Below are 18,427 nucleotides of genomic sequence, written 5' to 3'. Positions count from 1 at the left end.
TGAGGGGACGGCACGTGAAAGTGGTGCTTCTGGCGGGCGGTCTCGGATCGCGCCTTTCCGAGGAGACGCATCTGCGTCCCAAGCCGATGGTCGAAATCGGTGGCAATCCGATCTTGTGGCACATCATGTCGATGTACGCCCGCCACGGCTTCGACGATTTCATCGTCTGCCTTGGCTACAAGGGCTATTACATCAAGGAGTATTTCACCAATTTCGTGCTGCATCGTTCCGATCTGACGGTCGATCTCGCGAGCGGCTCGATCACCTATTCGCGTGGCGAAGACGTCCCCAAGTGGAAGGTGACGCTGGTCGATACCGGCGCGGAGACGATGACCGGCGGACGACTGAAGCGTATCCGTCATTTGCTGCCGGACGACGAGCCGTTCTGCATGACGTATGGCGACGGCGTGTCCGATGTCGACATCGGCAAATTGGTAGCCTTCCACAAGGCGCATGATCTCGATGCCACCGTCACCGCCGTGCGCCCGCCCGGTCGCTACGGGGCGACGGTGATCGAGGACGACCGCGTGCTGCGTTTCGAAGAAAAACCGGCCGGCGACGGTGGTCGGATCAATGGCGGTTTCTTCGTGCTCGAACCCCACGTGCTCGACCGGATAGCGGGCGATGCCATGCCCTTCGAAGCCGAGCCGCTCACCGGGCTTGCTGCCGATGGCCAACTCGCGGCCTTCCTCCATAACGGGTTCTGGCAACCGATGGACACGCTGCGCGACCGGACCCAGCTCGAAGACCTATGGGCAGGCGGGCAGCCGCCCTGGAAAACATGGTGAGCGCAGACGGACAGCTCGATCCCGGGTTCTGGCGCGGTCGCCGCGTGTTCCTGACCGGGCATACTGGATTCAAGGGCGCATGGACTGCGCTGTGGCTGTCCCGCCTGGGAGCGCATGTTCATGGCTATGCGCTGTCGCCAGAGACCGATCCGGCGTTGTGGCCCTTGCTGAGCGACGATCTTCTGGCGGGTGAAACCATCGCCGACATCACCGACCGCAGCGCGCTTGCCGCGGCGATCGACGCAGCGCGGCCGGAGATCGTGCTCCACCTCGCGGCACAGGCTCTGGTCCGGCGCAGCTATGCCGACCCGCTGGCGACGATCGCGAGCAACACGATGGGCACCGCCTGCCTGCTCGATGTCTTGCGCCATGTGCAGGGGCTGGCAGCGGTCGTCATCGTCACCACCGACAAGGTCTATGCCAACAACGATGGCGGGCGCGACTTCGTCGAGGACGATCCGCTGGGCGGACACGATCCCTATTCGGCCTCCAAGGCCGCGGCCGAACTGCTGACCCGCAGCTTTGCCGCATCCTATTTCGACAAGGCCGGCGTTCCGGTCGCGACCGCGCGTGCGGGCAACGTCATCGGCGGGGGCGACTGGTCGGCGGATCGGCTGATCCCCGACATATGGCGCGCCATGCAGGCCGATCGCCCGCTATTGCTGCGCTATCCCGACGCGACCCGCCCTTGGCAGCACGTGCTCGAGCCGATCCGCGGATATCTGCTCCACGCGCAGGCTCTTGCGCGCAATCCCGTCGCGCCGCGTGCGATTAATTTCGGCCCCGTGCCGGGCACCGCGATGACCGTCGCGCAGGTTGCCGATACGATGACCGCTGCGATGCAGGTCACACGCGCCTGGCAACGCGACGATGGCGATCATCCGCCCGAGATGAAACTGCTGTCGCTCGATCCGGCGCTGGCCCGTCATGCGCTCGGCTGGCGCCCTCGGCTCGACGATGCCGCGGGCGTGGCATGGACTGCGCGCTGGTATTCCGACTTCGCCGGGGGCGCCGATGCCCGTGCGCTGTGCGAAGCGCAAATCGATCAATACGAGGCTCTTCCATGACGTCCGACACCCCGTCTTCCGGTCACCCGTCTCCCGGCCAAGCGGCCATCTGCCAGGGCTGCGGCGCGATGCTGACCCGCACCATGGTCGATCTGGGCCTGCAGCCCCTGGCCAACAGCTATATCCCGCCCGAACGCGCCGATGCACACGAGCCGGTCTATCCGCTGCACGCCCGGGTCTGCGATGCCTGCCTGCTGGTCCAGGTCGATGCGGTCGCGCCGCCCGAAGACATCTTCGTCGATTATGCCTATTTCTCGTCCTTCTCGGATAGCTGGCTGGCGCATTGCAAGCGCTATGCCGAGGATATGGCCGCGCGCTTCGCCCTCGATGCGCAGTCGCGCGTGGTCGAGATCGCCAGCAACGACGGCTACATGCTCCAGTATTTCGTCGCGATGGGCGTGCCCGTGATGGGCATCGAGCCCGCCGCCAACGTCGCGGCGACCGCGATCGCCAAGGGCGTACCGACCGAGGTCGCGTTCTTCGGCGAGGCGACCGCACGCCGGATGGTCGAGAGCGGCTGGGCGGCCGATCTGCTCGCCGCCAAGAACGTTCTTGCGCATGTTCCCGACATCAACGATTTCGTCGCCGGCGTCCGCGAGATGCTCAAGCCCGAAGGCGTCTTCACGGTCGAATTTCCGCATTTGCTCAACCTGATCCAGCAGGTCCAGTTCGACACCATCTATCACGAGCATTTCACCTATCTGTCGCTGCTCGCGGTCAGGACCATCGCCGAGCGCCAGGGCCTGCGCATCTTCGACGTCGAGAAGCAGCCGACGCATGGCGGCTCGCTGCGCGTGTTCATGGCTCGCCCCGACAGCGCACATGCGGTGACGCCCAACGTGCAGGTGGTGCTCGACGAGGAGATCGCGGCCGGACTCGATCGCCCCGAAGGCTATGAAGGTTTCGACGCACGCGTCCGCGCGGTACGCGAGGGACTGCTCGGCTTCCTCGCAGGGGCGAAGGACAAAGGCGAACGCGTGGTCGCCTACGGGGCGGCCGCCAAGGGCAACACGCTGCTCAACTATTGCGGTGCTACCGCAGCCGACATCGACTTCGTGGTCGATCGCAATCCTGCCAAGCAGGACCGCCTGCTGCCGGGTAGCCGCATCCCCGTGCGCGCGGTCGAGGCGCTGGTCGAGGCGCGTCCCGACCATGTCCTGATCCTGCCGTGGAACATCAAGGACGAGGTGATCCGCCAACTGCCGGAGGTCCACGCATGGGGCGGCGACTTCGTGATCGCGGTACCCGAAATCCGGGTCGTGACCGGTGCAGTTTGAACGTACGCGGATCGACGGCGTCGTCCTGATCAGACTCGACGTGAAGAAGGACGGACGGGGGGCTTTCGCCCGGACATTCTGCACGAACGAGATGGCGGCAGCGGGGCTGCGGTTTGTGGTTGTTCAGACCAACATATCGCGCAACATCGCACGCCACACGTTGCGCGGGCTTCATTATCAACGTGCACCGCACGGCGAACCCAAGATCGTGTCTTGCCCGCGAGGCCGGATATGGGACGTCGCGGTCGATCTGCGCGAGGACTCGCCGACCTATCGCCAGTGGCAGGCGTTCGAACTCTCCCAGGACAGCGACAGCGCGGTGCATCTGCCGGCAGGCGTCGCCCACGGCTTCATCACGCTGGAAGCCGACAGCGAGGTCCATTACCTGATGGGTGCCGCCTATGTGCCGGGCGCCGCTACCGGCGTGCGCTGGGACGATCCGGCGATCGGCATCGACTGGCCGGCGGCGCCTGCGGTCATGTCCGACGCGGACCAGGGCTATCCGTTGTTGCTCTGAACGTCCCGCGCGCGCGCAGGCATGCCGATCACGGTCGCGCCGTTCGCGACGTTACGCGTAACGAGCGCTCCAGCGCCGATCATGGCACCATCGCCGATCCGTATACGCGGCAAGATAATGCTTCCCATGCCCACAAAGACGTTCCGGCCGACAACGACTTCGCCCGCGATTGTAGCGCCCGGCGCAATGTGGCTGCCTTCACCCACGATCGTATCATGATCGACCGACGCGCCTGTGTTGACGATTACGTTCGCGCCGACCTGCACTCCGGCACAGATGCGCGCGTGCGCCAGCACTTGGCAGCCTCTTTCGAGCGTCGCATTGCGTGCAATCCATGCCGTGTCGTGAACGAGCGTCACAAGCTCGACACCCAAATCCTCGAGCATGCGGCCTAGCGCAAGCCGCGCATCCGAAACCCAACCGATGGCCAAGGTTCCCGCTGCACCGCTGGAGCGAGGATCACGTCTCATCCAGTCGGCAAGTTCGCTCGCATCGCGCAGCATCGCCGCACCAGTAACCGGCGGCTCCGATACAGTCCGATCCACGAACGCGACGGGATCGTAATCCTGTCCCATAACCAGTTCGCATAGAACGCGCGCCTGCCCGGAAGCGCCCCACATGATAAGCCCGCGCCTCTCGGTCATGATACTCAGGAGTGCGAAAGGTAACTGCGCACCACGCCGCAGACCCGTTCGACCTCATCATCGGTCATACCCGCGAAACTCGGTAGATTGATCGCCCGCGGATAGACGGAATAGGCAATCTTGTTCTCCGGCCTTGCTTCGAACATGTCGAGCATCGAAAGCGGCCAGAACACTATTCGACTCTCAATATCGGCGTCGGCAAACGATCGCAGCAAGTCGTCGCGGTCGAATGGAACGCCTTCATCGACGATCATGGACGGCATCCAAAATCCGTTCTGCGTTCCCTCGGGTTCCGGATTGAGTTGCAACGGCAAACCAGCCAACCCCCGTTTATATGCAGCGAACACCCGTCGCTTGCCGTCGACCAACTCGTCGATCCGGTCGAGCTGACCACAACCAATGGCAGCCTGAACATTGGATATCTTGTATTTGTAGCCAATGACTGCAGGCCAGAACTGCCGGTTCTCGCCCTGTTCCCGCCCATGATTCGAGAGCGTGCGCATGCGTGCATACAGTTCGGCGTCGGAGGTAACGAACATGCCGCCCTCCCCCGTGGTCATCGTCTTGCTACCGTGAAACGAGTACACGCCGAATACGCCCAATGTTCCTGCCCGTTTACCGTGCCAGATCGATCCGATCGCTTCGGCCGCGTCCTCGATCACCGGTATGCCATGGCGCTCACCGATTCGTAGCAAGGCATCGATGTCCGCGAGATTGCCGTACAGGTGCACCGCGATGATCGCCTTTGTCCGCGGCGTGATCGCCGCCTCGACTGCTGCGGGATCAAGGCACCAGGATACCGGATCGATATCCACCAGAACGGGCTTGGCGCCCAAGTACGTCACCGGGGCAACCGAGGCGATCCAGTTCATATCACCCAGAATCACCTCATCGTCGACGCCGATTCCGAGCGCTGCCATTCCCATGTGAAGCGCGCCGGTCGCGCTGCTTGTCGCGATCACATAGGGCGCACCGATAAATTGTGCGAACCGCTCTTCGAAGAGGTCGATATACTTGTAGCAGTTCGTTCCCCAACCGTGCCGGACCGCGTCGATGGCATAATCGACTTCGTGTTCCCCGACATTCGCTTTGACATAGGCAATACGCGACATTTCAATCCTCAAAAGGCTGCAATCGACGTCCGAGTACTAGTTAGGATGTTTTCCGTGCAGCTATATCGTGCCGAATGTAAAATTCAGACACTAATAATTGCAGTTATAAAACATGATCATGCCGACTTGTTCTCTACTCATACGGTCCTAACCGCTACGACCTAATTATGTATAGGCCTTGAGAAGTTTTTTCGATACGCGCCTGGTTCCCTTCCCGCAGGACCGAAATTCCATGAGTGCCCGCCCAATCCGGCCGTCCAGTATGTCCCGCGACGTCATCGCCACCTATGGGACCCAAGCCTGGACCGCGATCATGGGTATCGCATTCGTGCCGGTTTATATCCGTTATCTGGGGATCGAGGCTTATGGCATCATCGGTCTGTTCGCGACCCTGCAAAGTATGCTGGTCATTCTCGACTTGGGCATGACGCCGACGCTGACGCGGGAGATTGCCCGATTTTCCGGCGGGGAACGTGACTCGGCTGAACTGCGCGATCTTCTTCGCAGCGTAGAAATTTCTGCCTCGCTGATCGGCCTTACCGCAGCGGTGGGCATCTGGGCCGCCTCTGATTGGCTAGCACATTCATGGTTGCAGTCGCAGTCGATACCGCCGGCCGAAGTTGCGCAGGCACTTGCCATTATGGGGGCTGTTTCGGCGCTTCGCTTCGTCGAGGGGATATTTCGAGGCGCGATCCTGGGGCTTCACCGGCAAGTTCTGTACAACGGCATCGTCGTCGTAACATCGACGTTGCGCGGCATCGGCGCGATCATCATTCTCGCGAAGATTTCACCGACGCTCGAAGCCTTTTTCGTTTGGCAAGGATTGATCTCGATAACGACGGTAGCCGCGCTGGCATGGGCAACCTATGGCGCGCTGCCCTTTAGCGAACGCCCCGGGCGTTTTTCCTGGTTGGCATTGAAATCGGTGTGGCGGTTCGCCGCAGGCATGCTGGGCATCTCTCTTTTAGCGCTTTTGCTGACTCAAACCGACAAAATCCTGCTTTCTCGCCTTCTGAGCCTGTCGGACTTTGCCGGATACATGCTGGCGACCGTCGTGGCAGGGGCCCTCGAACTGGTCATCTCCCCTTTGTTTCAGGCAATCACGCCAAGAATGTCGAGACTACATGCCGCTGGCGACGGAGCGGGCTTCGTCAATCTTTATCATCTGGGCGCACAAATCGTCACCGTGACGGGTGGCGTCGCGGGGTTGATGCTGTTCGCCTTTCCAGATTGGGTCATACTGGCCTGGACTGCGGATACCGCATTGGCAGCACGTGTTGCACCCATTTTGCGGTGGCTTGCATTGGGATACGTCTTCAATCTTCTCATGTGGATGCCTTATCAGGCACAGTTGGCCTATCGGTGGACCGGCCTCGCGCTTCGGATAAACCTGGTTGCCGTCATCGTTCTCGTGCCGGTGCTTCTATGGACAGTCCCTAGATTTGGACCGACGAGCGCGGCAATGATATGGGCGGCCCTGAATGCATCTTACGTGCTGATCGGGCTCCATCTGATGCACCGACGCATCCTGCATGCCGAGAAGTGGCGCTGGTACATACAGGACGTGACCATTCCCCTAGCCTACGCCGGCGCCTGGATCGGCACGATACGCTGGCTGGTCACTACCCCGCCATCCAGCAGGATAGGACTTGCCGTCCTGTTGGCTGGGATCGCTGCCCTTGCATTTGCAATGGCCTGTGCGGCAGCGTCGCTTCTACGGCCCGAGGTGCTTGCGTTCTGGCGCAAGCGCATGCTGTCGTTGCAATGAAACCGCGTCCGGCCGACACGCGATTTTCACCTGCTCGCCTCGCATGGTCAATTCCCGTGCCTCGCAATGTGCCGGCAATCGCGCATCGCGAGGTGGTTTTGGTTTCATCGCTCGCCAAGCCGTAATCCACCGCCGGATAACGGAACCATTGGCGATCCGCCTGAGAGTACGACGCCGATCAGCTTGTCGCATCATACCGACTTCGTTCGCATATACGCTGGCGGCAAGGCGACTGGCCTCCTGCGCGTCCAGGCCGATCACCTCGACCAGGAAGGAGCGTGTACACCGATCCAGTTCGACGATCGCCGATTCATGGTCCGCCAAGCTCATCGGATCCACGCGCCAGCTCTGTTGTGCCGGATCTATATCCTCTTGCCGCGCCAAGAAGATATGTGGCGAGAAAAGTGTCCGACCGAAAGCTGCCTGGGCTACCGCATAATATCTTTCGAACAGAAGAAGTGGTAAATCGAACCGAGCGCTATGATCGAGGATACGGGTCAAAACATGGGTACGATGCAACGCATACCACGTCATGATCTGAATACCGTTTGGATTAGCGCCCAGCTCGCCCAATCGATCGGCCGGCGTCTTGCCACCCAACCAGGGTATCTGGAATTTTTCGGGACCGCCATCGGCAACAGTAACGGTGTCGGAAAACGCGGCAAAGCCACCCAATCCAAAAGTTAGATAGTTACCTATCGCCGCAACAAGATCGTCTTCACTATCGAACTCGGCAACGATATTCGACACCCAGTCCAGGAAGTAAAAGTCATCGTCGGCTGCCAGCATGACGAATTCCGTCTCGACGGCTGCGCAAGCTTTTCGCAACCGCGTCAGAAAACTGACATCGGACGGGCTCGTGTCGATTTGGTATTCGACGGAAAACTGCGCATTGCGCATCATCGAATCGAAAACATCACGGTTCTCGGGTGTACTACCGTCCGCAATCACAAGCGTGCAGGCATCTATTCCCGGCGCTTCGGAATAATAGCGCAATAGTCGATAAAGCTGATCTGGGCGATTGGCCGAATGCACCAAGATGGTGACGCGGGACAGCGGACTATTGGACCCCGCCAGAGGCGATGCAAGATACGGAATAATCGCGTCGGACATGATACCAGTTTTCAGAAAAATATGGTGATAGCCGCCTATGATATGCACCAGATCGATGCAAGCCGCCCAATCTGGTGAACTGAGGATTGATGCACTAAGAAGCGCCGAAGTTCATCAAGGAGTTTGGCATGTTGAAGCCGATCATCAAAAGAGCGCTGCGTAAGGCGGGGTATCAGCTTTCGGCCCGCAAACCCGGGTTTGCCGATCTCATGCGGCATCATGGCATTGCAACCGTTCTGGATGTCGGTGCGAACGAAGGCCAATATGCCGCAGAATTGCGCGAACATCGGTTTGCGGGCGATATCATCTCGTTCGAACCAATTGCCGCGGTGTATGATCGTCTCAAGTCACGCGCGGCCCGCGATCCACGGTGGACAACAGTGCACAAAGGCGTTGGCGACCGGGACGAGCGGCGGTCGATCAATGTCTCGGACGCAACCGTCTTCAGCTCGTTCCTAGGCCTCTCCACATATTCCGCAGACAAGTTCGAAACGGCGCGCACCCTGCGTACCGAGGATGTCGATGTCGTTCGTCTCGATACCTATCTCGCGCAGGCCCCGCTGCCACCTGGCCCGGCCTATCTCAAAATCGACACGCAAGGCTTCGAAAAGGAGGTCCTCTTCGGAGCAGGCGACAGCCTTGGCCAGTTCAAGCTCGTTCAGGCCGAACTCGCGGTGCGACAGCTCTACCAGGATCAGGACGACTGGCTGTTCATCATACGCTGGATGGAGGAACGCGGCTTCCGCGTCGTGGCGGCGAAGGAAAACGGCTTCGATCACGACCGTGTCGAGCTGCTCGAGCTCGACATCGTTTTTCTCAACGCTCGCTAGCGTTACAATCATACTATGCGCCTGATATTCGTCACGCCTACCGACATCGCCGATCCACAGGGCGGTCGTGCGATGCTGGCGCGCCTGCACCGCGATGCGTTGCAGGCGCTGCTCGGCGATGATCTGCGTGAATACCGAGTGACGGGTACGGCAGGCATGCTGGCGAGCCTCGCCGGGCAGGTCGACGGCGCCACGCCCGCGCAGGCCGAGGCGATCGTCGCGGCGATCGACGCGCATGGCGCGGACGCGCTTTGGCTGGACGGCTCCAACCTCGGCCATATCGCGCGTGCGGTAAGCCGGGCTCGGCCCAACGTGCGCATCGTCACCTTCTTCCACAATGTCGAGGCGCGTTTCTTTTGGGGAGCGATGCGTGCGCGGCGCAGCTTGAAATCGGTGGCGGTGCTCGCGGCGAACTGGCTGGCCGAGCGGATGGCGGTGCGACGTAGCGACGTACTCGTGACGCTCAGCGATCGTGACTCAGCAGGGTTGCGCCGCCTCTACGGCCGCGGTGCCGACACGGTCGCGCCGATGGTGCTGGAGGACCGGGCACCGCCCGCGCCTGCCCCCGCCCCGCCCCACGACCCTGCCCACGCGCCCGCAGTCTCTGGCGGCTATCTTCTGTTCGTCGGCGGCGGCTTCTACGCCAACATCGCCGGCATCCGCTGGTTCGCGCAGCAGGTGGCACCACGGATCGCTCTTCCCGTGAAGGTCATCGGACGCGCCATGGACGAACTCGCCGGCGAGTTCGCCCCGACTGATAACGGGACTGATAACGCGGCTGGTAACGTCGAACTGATCGGCGCGGTCGACGACCTCGCGCCGTGGTATGCCGGCGCGACGCTGGTGATCGCACCGATCTTCGACGGGTCGGGGATGAAGACCAAGGTCGCCGAGGCGCTGATGCATGGCAAGCGGATCGCCGCCACGCCCGAGGCCTTGTCGGGTTATGCCGACGATGTTGTCGCCGCGAGCTGGTGCTGCGCGGACGCCGATGCCTTCGTCCGTGCCGTGGCCGAGGCGGCAGCCGCGCCGCCATTACCCTATGATCCGGCGATGCGCGCGCTGTACGAACGCGACCATTCGCCAGCGGCGGGTGCTGCCCGGCTCGCGCGGATCATGGCGCGATAGATCGACACGACACTTGCACAATGTTCGACCGTCACGCACTGTTCTTGCATGCTCTTCGCCGTAATTACGAACGGCCGGGCGGCAAAGCAGTTTGCAAAGAGTAAAAACAAGAAGATGAAAATCTGCGTCGTCACCCCGGTCTGGGGCATTGCCGGGGTGCCGCTGGCACAGCGACGTCTAGCGCTAGCGCTCGTCGCGCGCGGGCATCAGGTCGACTTCATCATCGGCTGGCGTGATCCTGCGCTGACCATCCCCGATACGCCGGGGGTGAACGTCATCGCGTGGAACGTCTCGGGTATCCGCTATATCATCCCGCCGCTGATCCGCTACCTCAAGACCGCAAAGCCCGACGTGGTGTTCTCCGCCGAGGATCACCTCAACGGCGCAGTGCTGGTCGCAGCGATGCTGGCGAGGTCGAAGGCCAAGATCAGCGGCTCGTCCCGGGTACCGCCCAAGGACAGCTACTCGAACACCCCCTTTACCAAGGGTTGGCTGCGCAAACAGACGATGCGCCTTGCGATGCGTCGCGCCGACGCACTGACCTGCGTGTCCGAGGACATGGTGACCAACTATCGCACCTATTTCCCGGACGGACCCCACGTCGCCGTCCACAACATCATCGACGACACGACCACGCGCGCGCGTGCGGCACAGCCGGTCGACCATCCCTGGTTCACGCAGCGCGATCTGCCGCTGGTGGTGGCGGCAGGGACACTTACCGGGCGCAAGAACTTCAAAATGCTGGTCGCGGTCATGGGCGAACTTAAGCGTCGTGGCCGTGACGTACGGCTGGCGCTGTTCGGCGAGGGCTATCGCCGGCCCGAACTGGAGGCGCAGATCGCCGAACTCGACATCGTCGACCGATGCTGGTTGCCTGGGCGGGTCGACAATCCACTCGCGTATTTCGCACATGCCGACGTGCTGGCGCTGACCTCCTATGCCGAAGGACTGCCCAACGTGCTGGTCGAGGGGATGGTCGCCGGCTGCACGCCGGTAGCGACCGACTGCCCGACAGGTCCGCGCGAGGTGATCGAGGGCGGCGGGGTCGGCTATCTGGTGGCAATGGACGATGTGCCGGCGATGGCCGACGCGATCGAGCGTGCCCTCGCGGCCCCGGCGACCCGCGCCGCACTCGACCGCGCCATCGCCTCGTTCCGCGAGGAGGTGGTGATCGCTCGGCACTTCGACATTCTGGGCATCAGCGGACCATAGAGTTTTACTTTGGGCAGCTTCGATCCATGATGACGCTAGCACCCACAATGTATCGGTGATCAGGCAGGAGAATGTAGTGGGTATAGCGTATCACGAGCTCAAGTTCTTGCAGATGGTTGCCGCGACCAGGGGGTTGGGTGCCGTGGTGACGTTCGCGCGTCAGAACCTCAACATGTCCCGTTCCGAACTGCGCCGGGAATATGGCGACGAGCCCGAATTACCTGGTAATTCGGAATTCATCGAAGACCTGCTTACCCATAGGATGGGTGCGACATCCGTGGCGTCGATCGACCGGTCGAACTTCGAAGGCGCGACGCACATTCATGACCTGAATGACGCGGTGACGACGATGCCGCAGTACGACACCGTGCTGGATTTTGGGACATCCGAGCATATCTTCGATATCGCGCAGGCTTTCCGTAACGCGATCGCCCTGTGCAAGGTCGGTGGCCGGATCGTTCACGCATTGCCCTCGAACAGCGAATGCGGCCACGGCTTCTATCAGATTTCGCCCGAGCTGCTCCTCTCCCTCTACAGCGAGGGTAACGGCTTCAGGAATACGGAAGTCTACATAGCCAAGATCATGGACGAGAAAACATGGTATCGGGTCGTCCCCGATACGGCCGGGGGGCGGATCACAGCGAACTCACTGTCGGCCACCTACGTGTTGAGCGTCACCGAGAAAGTGGCGGAAGTCGACCACCTGCAGGTACAGCAATCCGACTATGTCGCGGCATGGAATGCGGGGGTGGCGACGCGCCAAGGCCCTAGCCGCCTGAAGGACAAGGTCCGGTCGATGCTGAAAGGCTCAATCGCGGCGGGGGCGGCAACGACCGTCTACCGGAGTTTGTTGGCGCCAACCGGTCTCACGCCGATGAACCGGAACCTCCGCAAGGTCCTCATCCGGGACAAAGCTCGGCCCGCCGGTCGCTAAACCGACGGGGAAATGCCGAGGGGGGGGATGCCGCGACCTTACCTCCAGCGCATCCGCTGGAGCGTCGTCCCGCCCCACTTCACCAGCCGGACTCATGAGTCGCTCATGGACACCAATGAAAGCGTGTGATCCGTCATGCGCTTGATGGAGTAATCAGGAAAATCTCTCATATCGGGCCTCGCCTCGACCGAGAGAATTTGCGAACTCCAGTCCGCTGGATCGAATGTCTCGAAACCCAAATCTATGAATTCTTCTGGAACCTCAAGGTTTGCGAGGGCGCAAGTCGTCAAGCCAGCCAGCTTTGCCTCCAGTAAGGCAAAGGAGAACGATTCCTTCAAAGCCGTATGGATATAGATATTATGCTTGGGAAGTTCCTTGAGAACCTGCTCATGGGACAGTCGGCCCAAGAATGTGACGTTTAAGTTATGCTCCGCAGAGTATCGTTTCAATCCTTCACGATCGGGACCATCTCCGACAATCGTAAGGGCTGCCATAGGATCCGCAGCCAGGATACGGGCGAATACCTCGAACATGAAATATACGTTTTTTCGAGCTTCCAAAGACCCACAGTATATCAGTGAACGAATGCCATTCATTTCAATCTGCGCAGCCCGCAGACTCTCAATATTCACATCAAGACCTAGCTCTACTACCTTTAGGTCCCTGATCCCCATATTATGCAAGTGCACCTTTTCTATGAAGTTCTTGTAACGGCTTGATACCGTTATAACTTCATGCGATATATTTTTTATTGCAGCGACTTCTTTACGCTTCAACCTGTCTATCTTGTGATCGGTCAAATTATATGCCTGAAGATTGTCGCTCCAAACTGCATGCAAAATACTGACCGATGGATTTTTTGAGTTCCATGCCAGATAGATATCTTCAAAAACTAGCAAATCATTCGGTTTGCGCTCGATAAAATGCTTATACAATAACTTAGTAACGCGGCCCTTGTAGTAAAAACCAAGGGGAGGGAATAGGACGTTTATCAGCTTCTCTACGATGTGAGGCAGATAACGGACAAGCAAAGGTAGGCATTCCAGTGTAATCGTGGTGACCGACCACCCACGAGCGCGAAGCCCTGCCGAAAAGGTCGTCGTATGCATGAAGGCGCCGCCCGCCTGGGATGCGAAACCGCCATAAAACAAGATCGCGCTCTTAGGACTTACCGTACTAGCCATCATTACGAACAATCACCGTCATTACGTGCACGTGCCTCTTTATAGTATGTCCGAACCGGAAATTTCGTCGTGCATCGGCCGAGCCATTGAGCGGGATCGATGTGCCGAATGCCTTGAAAACCCCGGCAGCGACCGATGAATCGTTCGGCGCGACGGCCTGGCATGGCCAATTCATTACGAGCCGAGCGCCGGATTCGAGCGACACGGCACGAAGCCCTGGCTGAAAATCCCTAGCGGATCGCCATGTCATGCCGATGTCACGCCTTGCGCCCGCAGGCGACCCAATACGGCACGCCATCGCGGAAGCCGATGTCGATCAGCCCGCTGCGCTCCATCATCCCCTTGATCTCGGACCGGGTAAACCGCTGTTCCAGCCGCGTGCCAAACCGGTCGAGCGCATCGGTACGCATCGTGTAGAAGCTGTAATGCCGATAGGGGGCAAGCGGCAGGTTGTCGACATTGACGCCAAGCCGCTCAGCCCCCAGCGCGACGCGCGTAAGCGGCCAGTATACCGTAGCGGCAAGCGCGGTGGTACAGGCCTTGCGCGCGCCGAACGGCAGGCGCGCAACGACCTTGCGGATTTGATCGCTCGCCTTCCAGACGCCGCGGAACCACAGCGGCTTGTTGTCGAAACGATAGTAGAGATAGACGAGGAAGGGTGCCCCCGGCTTTAGCTTGGCGACGCAGTCCTTGAGCGCTGCCTCGGTATCCGGGATGTGGTGCAGCACGCCTAGCGAGTAGCCGAAATCCTGACTGCCGTCGGCTAGCGGAATGCTGTCCACCCCCGACAGGTGAAAAGTGACGTTGCCGCGCGCGGCCAGACGGCGGCGTGCAACGCCCAGCGCCTTTTCCGACGGATCGATGCAGTGAAGCCTGCCGACATGTTCCGCCATCAGGTCCGCCCAACGGCCCGACCCGCAGCCAAGATCGAAGCCTTCGGCGTTTGCAGGGAGTTCGGCAAAGGGAAAGACCGAGAAATAATCGTTGAAGATGCGGCGTTGTTCGTCCGCCGGCAAGTCGGTCTGGTCAAACGCGGCCCATTCCTCGCCGAACCCGTCGACAGTCTTGCGATCGATATTGCCCGTGTCAGTCATGCGCTTTTCTCCGGCCTGTTCGGGCGTCCGCCCCTTTACCTTGGGCACGCAATCGCACAACAGCGTGTACTAGGCACGCGTCTTAGAAGAGCAAGTATAGTATGTGCGGAATAGCCGGTTTTTGGAGTAAGGCGGGCGGGCTGCTCGACGCGACCCCGATGGCCGATGCCCTGCTGCATCGCGGGCCCGACGCGGGCGGCGCGTGGAGCGATCCGGAGGGAGGTATCGCGCTGTCGCATCGACGGCTTGCGATCATCGACCTGTCGCCGGCGGGTGCGCAGCCGATGGCCTCACCCGACGGGCGCTTCGTGATCGTGTTCAACGGCGAGATCTACAATCACCTCGATCTGCGCACCGAACTCGAACAGGCGGGGCCGATCCCGTGGCAGGGGCATTCGGATACCGAGACGCTGGTGCACGGCATCGTCCGCTGGGGGCTGGAGGCAACGTTGCAACGCGCCGTCGGCATGTTCGCGCTGGCCGTGTGGGACCGGCAGGAGCGCACGCTCGCCCTCGCCCGCGACCGGATCGGCGAGAAGCCGCTATTCTACGGCTGGGGCCGCGATGGGCTGATCTTTGGGTCGGAACTCAAGGCGCTGCGCCAGGCACCTGGATTCGACAATGTGGTGAACCCGGACACGCTGTCGCTCTATCTACGCTTCAACTACGTGCCCGCGCCCTGGTCGATCCTGACCGATATCTACAAGCTGGAACCCGGCGTGATCGCGACGTTCGCACGCGACGCGCTCGACGGCGCGCCCCCTGCCCCGCCGGTCGCCGACGGCGTGGCGTATCGGGGGATCACGGTGCGGCGCTACTGGTCGCTGGCCGAGGTCGTCGCGGGCGGTGCCGACGACAGGATGACCGAGGCAGAGGCGCTGTCCGGCCTCGAGACGCGCCTGTCGGAAGCCGTGCGGCAACAGGCGATCGCCGACGTCCCGGTCGGCGCGTTCCTGTCGGGCGGCGTCGATTCCTCGGCGATCGTCGCGCTGATGCGCAACGTCACGCAGGCGCACGTAAAAACATTCACGATTGGTTTCGCCGAGACCGGGTTCGACGAGGCCCCCTATGCGCGCGCGGTCGCCGAGCATCTTGGTACCGATCACCACGAGATGTACGTGGGTGCCGAAGACGTCCGCGACGTGATCCCCGATCTTGCGCGGATCTACGATGAGCCGTTCGCGGATTCGTCGCAGATCCCGACTGTTCTGCTCAGTCGCCTGACGCGCCAGTCGGTGACGGTCGCCTTGTCGGGTGACGCCGGGGATGAGTTGTTCTGCGGCTACAACCGCTATCTCATTTCGCGCCGCACCTGGGACAGAGCAGCGCGTATCCCGGGGCCGGTCCGCCGCAGGCTAGGCAAGGCACTCACGTCGGTGTCGCCATCGCGCTGGGACAGCCTGACCACGCTCCCTGCGGTACCGAACATTTCTCAACTTGGCGACAAGATCCACAAGGTCGGGCGGATGCTGCAGACCCCATTGGGCATCGCCGACATCTACCGCGCCTCAAGCGAGGAATGGGCCGGCAGGCTGCCGCTGGCATCAGCCGCGCGGCTTGCGGCCGGAATCGATACCCCGCCCATGCTGCGCGACACCGCGCAGGAGCAGATGATGCACTGGGACATGATGTCGTACCTGCCCAACGACATCTTGGTGAAGGTCGACCGCGCGGCGATGTCGGCGAGCCTCGAGACGCGCGTGCCCTTGCTGGATCACCGCGTGGTGGAACAGGCATGGGCGACCCCGCTCGAGTTCAAGATGCGTGGCGGGCAGGGCAAATGGGCGCTGCGGCAGATATTGTACCGTTATGTGCCCAAGGCGTTGATCGAGCGCCCCAAAGCGGGGTTCGCGATCCCGATCGGCACCTGGTTGCGCGGGCCTTTGCACGACTGGGCAGAAGACCTGCTGTCGGCCCGGGCGCTGGCCGAGCAGCCTGCGCTCGATGCCGCGGCGATCCGGCAGCGCTGGGCCGAGCATCAGGCCGGCACGCACGACCGCACCGCATCCTTGTGGGGCGTACTGATGTTCCAGGCGTGGGCCAGGGAATGGGAGCGGCCGTTATCGGCCTGACCATGGGGTCGGGCACCATGCACTCCGCTGCGTAGCCGACAGCGACTATCGGACTGACAATGGCAAACCTCGACCTTATGTACAGGCCGAGGCCAGAGCGGGCCAACCGAGAAACGGCGCTTACCGATCCTTGCGCCGAGCTCTCAATTCGCAACGAATTTTAGGAAGTTGAACATGCGCGTTCTCGTTACCGGCGCGGCCGGGTTCATCGGCTTCAACGTCAGCCGCCATCTGCTAGCCCGCGGCGACACGGTGCTCGGCATCGACAGTCTCAACGACTATTACGACGTCACACTGAAGCATGCGCGCCTTGCCGAGCTCGAAAAGCTGGGGGCCGGCTTCGCGTTCAAGCAGGTCGATTTCTCCGACCATGTCACGCTCGATGCGGCACTCGACGGCGAGCAGTTCGACCGGATCGTACACCTGGGCGCGCAGGCCGGCGTGCGCTATTCGATCGAGAACCCGCGCGCGTATCTGCAGGCCAATCTCGCCGGCCACCTCAACATGATCGAGATCGCCCGGCACCGGAAGGTCGAGCATATGGTCTATGCCTCGTCCTCGTCGGTCTATGGCGGCAACGACACGCTGCCGTTCCGCGTCGAGGACCGCGTCGACCAGCCGCTGTCGCTCTATGCCGCCACCAAGAAGGCGGACGAGCTGATGAGCGAGACCTATGCACATCTGTACCGGATCCCGCTGACCGGGCTGCGCTTCTTCACCGTCTATGGCCCTTGGGGTCGTCCCGACATGGCGATGTGGCTGTTTACCAAAGCGATCTTCGAGGGCCGACCGATCGACGTGTTCGGCGAGGGCCGGATGCGCCGCGACTTCACCTATATCGACGACATCGTCGCCGGTATCGTCGCCTGCGTGGACAACCCGCCCGCCGACGACGGCGCGCTCAAGGCAGGCGGCAGCGTCAGCCCGCACCGCATCTACAATATCGGCAACAGCCAGTCGGAAGATCTCGGCGAGATGATCTCGCTGATCGAGCAGGCCTGCGGTCGTCCCGCCGAGCGCCGTCTGCTGCCGATGCAGCCCGGCGACGTCCGCGATACCTTCGCCGACATCAGCGCGATCCAGCGCGACCTGGGTTTCGCGCCGCGCACCACCATCGCCGACGGCGTGCCGCGTTTCGTACAATGGTACCGCGAGTATCACGGACTCTGAGGCCGCGGACGGGCAGAATCGATTGGCGCAAACCTACGCCGAATACTGTCGAGGTGGCGACGAGGCGGTCGTTTTACCTCGGTGGAGGCGGATGGGAACTTGGTTACGGAAGTCCCGGGTTACGCGGTTGCGTGTCGAAGATTTCCAATACCGTGATGTCGCGGTGATTTTTCGTGACAATGCAACCTATTCCGGTTTATGCCGTTCGCGATATTAGGTTCTCTGGATCCTAAAAAGGGGATGACGGCGTGAAATTGAAGAGTCTTTATACGGCTATGGCGGCGCTTTCGCTCGTCGCAGCGCCAACCATCGCAGCCGCGGCACCCGTTGCCACGCCGCTGACCCAGCCTGCGACCGAGTCGGTCGATGGCGATAACGCACTTGCCGGTGGCGGCTTCCTGATTGCTGCGCTCGCAGTCGTCGCGATCGGCCTCGGCATCTATGTCGCTGCAGATTCGGACGATTCGCCCAACAGCCCGTAAGCCTTCTGGTCATCGGTATAGAAACGGCTCGGATG

The 18,427-nt window shown here is 61.4% G+C and carries 17 protein-coding genes; 12 read left to right on the top strand and 5 right to left on the bottom strand.

Features of this window, described 5'->3' with window-relative positions; translation table 11 throughout:
- Positions 1-14 precede the first annotated feature (14 nt).
- The 4 genes from rfbF to H8S47_RS06355 are packed head-to-tail and all read left to right on the top strand — an operon-like array spanning position 15 to position 3,649.
- Positions 15-788 (top strand): glucose-1-phosphate cytidylyltransferase, encoded by a 774-nt coding sequence (rfbF, locus tag H8S47_RS06370; RefSeq protein WP_187503082.1) that lies wholly within the window; start codon positions 15-17, stop codon positions 786-788.
- Positions 785-1,855, top strand: a complete 1,071-nt coding sequence (gene rfbG, locus H8S47_RS06365; protein ID WP_214654971.1) for a CDP-glucose 4,6-dehydratase — start codon at positions 785-787, stop codon at positions 1,853-1,855. The genes rfbF and rfbG overlap by 4 nt, the downstream gene beginning before the upstream one ends.
- Positions 1,852-3,132, top strand: a complete 1,281-nt coding sequence (locus H8S47_RS06360) for a class I SAM-dependent methyltransferase (protein WP_187503080.1) — start codon at positions 1,852-1,854, stop codon at positions 3,130-3,132. Before rfbG ends, H8S47_RS06360 begins: the two co-directional genes overlap by 4 nt.
- Positions 3,122-3,649 carry a dTDP-4-dehydrorhamnose 3,5-epimerase family protein gene (locus H8S47_RS06355; RefSeq protein ID WP_187503079.1) on the top strand — a complete coding sequence of 176 codons (528 nt, stop codon included), beginning with the start codon at positions 3,122-3,124 and terminating at the stop codon, positions 3,647-3,649. The genes H8S47_RS06360 and H8S47_RS06355 overlap by 11 nt, the downstream gene beginning before the upstream one ends.
- Here H8S47_RS06355 and H8S47_RS06350 read toward each other — a convergent pair.
- Complete coding sequence (locus H8S47_RS06350; protein WP_187503078.1) at positions 3,631-4,293, bottom strand: NeuD/PglB/VioB family sugar acetyltransferase; 663 nt, start codon at positions 4,291-4,293, stop codon at positions 3,631-3,633. The genes H8S47_RS06355 and H8S47_RS06350 overlap by 19 nt on opposite strands.
- A 5-nt stretch (positions 4,294-4,298) precedes the next feature.
- Positions 4,299-5,405, bottom strand: a complete 1,107-nt coding sequence (locus tag H8S47_RS06345; protein WP_187503077.1) for a DegT/DnrJ/EryC1/StrS family aminotransferase — start codon at positions 5,403-5,405, stop codon at positions 4,299-4,301.
- Positions 5,406-5,637: 232 nt separating this feature from the next.
- On the opposite strand from H8S47_RS06345, the gene H8S47_RS06340 reads away from it, so the two are divergent.
- On the top strand, positions 5,638-7,173 hold the full coding sequence (locus H8S47_RS06340; RefSeq protein ID WP_328805447.1) for a lipopolysaccharide biosynthesis protein: 1,536 nt from the start codon (positions 5,638-5,640) through the stop codon (positions 7,171-7,173).
- Here the strand turns inward: H8S47_RS06340 and H8S47_RS06335 are convergent.
- Positions 7,120-8,286 carry a TIGR00180 family glycosyltransferase gene (locus H8S47_RS06335; protein ID WP_187503075.1) on the bottom strand — a complete coding sequence of 389 codons (1,167 nt, stop codon included), beginning with the start codon at positions 8,284-8,286 and terminating at the stop codon, positions 7,120-7,122. The genes H8S47_RS06340 and H8S47_RS06335 overlap by 54 nt on opposite strands.
- 128 nt (positions 8,287-8,414) lie before the next feature.
- Between H8S47_RS06335 and H8S47_RS06330 the strand changes: the two genes are divergently transcribed.
- The 4 genes from H8S47_RS06330 to H8S47_RS06315 all read left to right on the top strand — a co-directional run bounded on the left by H8S47_RS06330 (position 8,415) and on the right by H8S47_RS06315 (position 12,390).
- Complete coding sequence (locus H8S47_RS06330) at positions 8,415-9,116, top strand: FkbM family methyltransferase (RefSeq protein WP_187503074.1); 702 nt, start codon at positions 8,415-8,417, stop codon at positions 9,114-9,116.
- Between the two features lie 15 nt (positions 9,117-9,131).
- The gene (locus H8S47_RS06325; RefSeq protein WP_187503073.1) at positions 9,132-10,244 is read left to right on the top strand and encodes a glycosyltransferase; all 1,113 of its coding nucleotides are present in this window, start codon (positions 9,132-9,134) and stop codon (positions 10,242-10,244) included.
- Between the two features lie 114 nt (positions 10,245-10,358).
- Entirely contained in the window at positions 10,359-11,456 is a 1,098-nt protein-coding gene (locus H8S47_RS06320) for a glycosyltransferase (protein WP_187503072.1), read from the top strand.
- Between the two features lie 76 nt (positions 11,457-11,532).
- Positions 11,533-12,390, top strand: a complete 858-nt coding sequence (locus H8S47_RS06315; RefSeq protein ID WP_187503071.1) for a class I SAM-dependent methyltransferase — start codon at positions 11,533-11,535, stop codon at positions 12,388-12,390.
- Between the two features lie 92 nt (positions 12,391-12,482).
- On the opposite strand, the gene H8S47_RS06310 is transcribed toward H8S47_RS06315, so the two are convergent.
- A complete protein-coding gene (locus H8S47_RS06310) occupies positions 12,483-13,574 on the bottom strand; it encodes a glycosyltransferase family 4 protein (protein ID WP_187503070.1) in 1,092 nt (363 codons plus the stop codon).
- Positions 13,575-13,831: 257 nt separating this feature from the next.
- On the bottom strand, positions 13,832-14,668 hold the full coding sequence (locus H8S47_RS06305) for a class I SAM-dependent methyltransferase (RefSeq protein ID WP_187503069.1): 837 nt from the start codon (positions 14,666-14,668) through the stop codon (positions 13,832-13,834).
- 101 nt (positions 14,669-14,769) lie between these two features.
- On the opposite strand from H8S47_RS06305, the gene asnB reads away from it, so the two are divergent.
- From asnB to H8S47_RS06290, 3 genes are all read left to right on the top strand, one after another.
- Positions 14,770-16,740, top strand: a complete 1,971-nt coding sequence (gene asnB / locus H8S47_RS06300) for an asparagine synthase (glutamine-hydrolyzing) (RefSeq protein ID WP_187503068.1) — start codon at positions 14,770-14,772, stop codon at positions 16,738-16,740.
- A gap of 174 nt (positions 16,741-16,914) precedes the next feature.
- Positions 16,915-17,910, top strand: coding sequence for an NAD-dependent epimerase/dehydratase family protein (locus H8S47_RS06295; protein ID WP_187503067.1), 996 nt, complete (start codon positions 16,915-16,917; stop codon positions 17,908-17,910).
- A 275-nt stretch (positions 17,911-18,185) separates the two neighbouring features.
- On the top strand, positions 18,186-18,392 hold the full coding sequence (locus H8S47_RS06290) for a hypothetical protein (RefSeq protein WP_187503066.1): 207 nt from the start codon (positions 18,186-18,188) through the stop codon (positions 18,390-18,392).
- The last annotated feature ends 35 nt before the right edge of the window (positions 18,393-18,427 follow it).

Origin of the sequence: Sphingomonas albertensis (genome assembly GCF_014358075.1) — a bacterium.
GTDB lineage: Bacteria > Pseudomonadota > Alphaproteobacteria > Sphingomonadales > Sphingomonadaceae > Sphingomonas > Sphingomonas albertensis.
Note: the sequence above shows the minus strand (reverse complement) of the source record. Positions and strands in the feature narration are given on the sequence as shown.

What these genes read in the sequence shown, in the direction of transcription:
- H8S47_RS06360 (WP_187503080.1), top strand. Translation starts at nt 1,852, where the DNA reads ATGACGTCCGACACCCCGTCTTCCGGTCACCCGTCTCCCGGCCAAGCG.
- H8S47_RS06350 (WP_187503078.1), bottom strand. Translation starts at nt 4,293, where the DNA reads ATGACCGAGAGGCGCGGGCTTATCATGTGGGGCGCTTCCGGGCAGGCG.
- H8S47_RS06345 (WP_187503077.1), bottom strand. Translation starts at nt 5,405, where the DNA reads ATGTCGCGTATTGCCTATGTCAAAGCGAATGTCGGGGAACACGAAGTC.
- H8S47_RS06340 (WP_328805447.1), top strand. Translation starts at nt 5,638, where the DNA reads ATGAGTGCCCGCCCAATCCGGCCGTCCAGTATGTCCCGCGACGTCATC.
- H8S47_RS06335 (WP_187503075.1), bottom strand. Translation starts at nt 8,286, where the DNA reads ATGTCCGACGCGATTATTCCGTATCTTGCATCGCCTCTGGCGGGGTCC.
- H8S47_RS06330 (WP_187503074.1), top strand. Translation starts at nt 8,415, where the DNA reads ATGTTGAAGCCGATCATCAAAAGAGCGCTGCGTAAGGCGGGGTATCAG.
- H8S47_RS06325 (WP_187503073.1), top strand. Translation starts at nt 9,132, where the DNA reads ATGCGCCTGATATTCGTCACGCCTACCGACATCGCCGATCCACAGGGC.
- H8S47_RS06320 (WP_187503072.1), top strand. Translation starts at nt 10,359, where the DNA reads ATGAAAATCTGCGTCGTCACCCCGGTCTGGGGCATTGCCGGGGTGCCG.
- H8S47_RS06310 (WP_187503070.1), bottom strand. Translation starts at nt 13,574, where the DNA reads ATGGCTAGTACGGTAAGTCCTAAGAGCGCGATCTTGTTTTATGGCGGT.
- H8S47_RS06305 (WP_187503069.1), bottom strand. Translation starts at nt 14,668, where the DNA reads ATGACTGACACGGGCAATATCGATCGCAAGACTGTCGACGGGTTCGGC.
- asnB (WP_187503068.1), top strand. Translation starts at nt 14,770, where the DNA reads ATGTGCGGAATAGCCGGTTTTTGGAGTAAGGCGGGCGGGCTGCTCGAC.
- H8S47_RS06295 (WP_187503067.1), top strand. Translation starts at nt 16,915, where the DNA reads ATGCGCGTTCTCGTTACCGGCGCGGCCGGGTTCATCGGCTTCAACGTC.
- H8S47_RS06290 (WP_187503066.1), top strand. Translation starts at nt 18,186, where the DNA reads ATGGCGGCGCTTTCGCTCGTCGCAGCGCCAACCATCGCAGCCGCGGCA.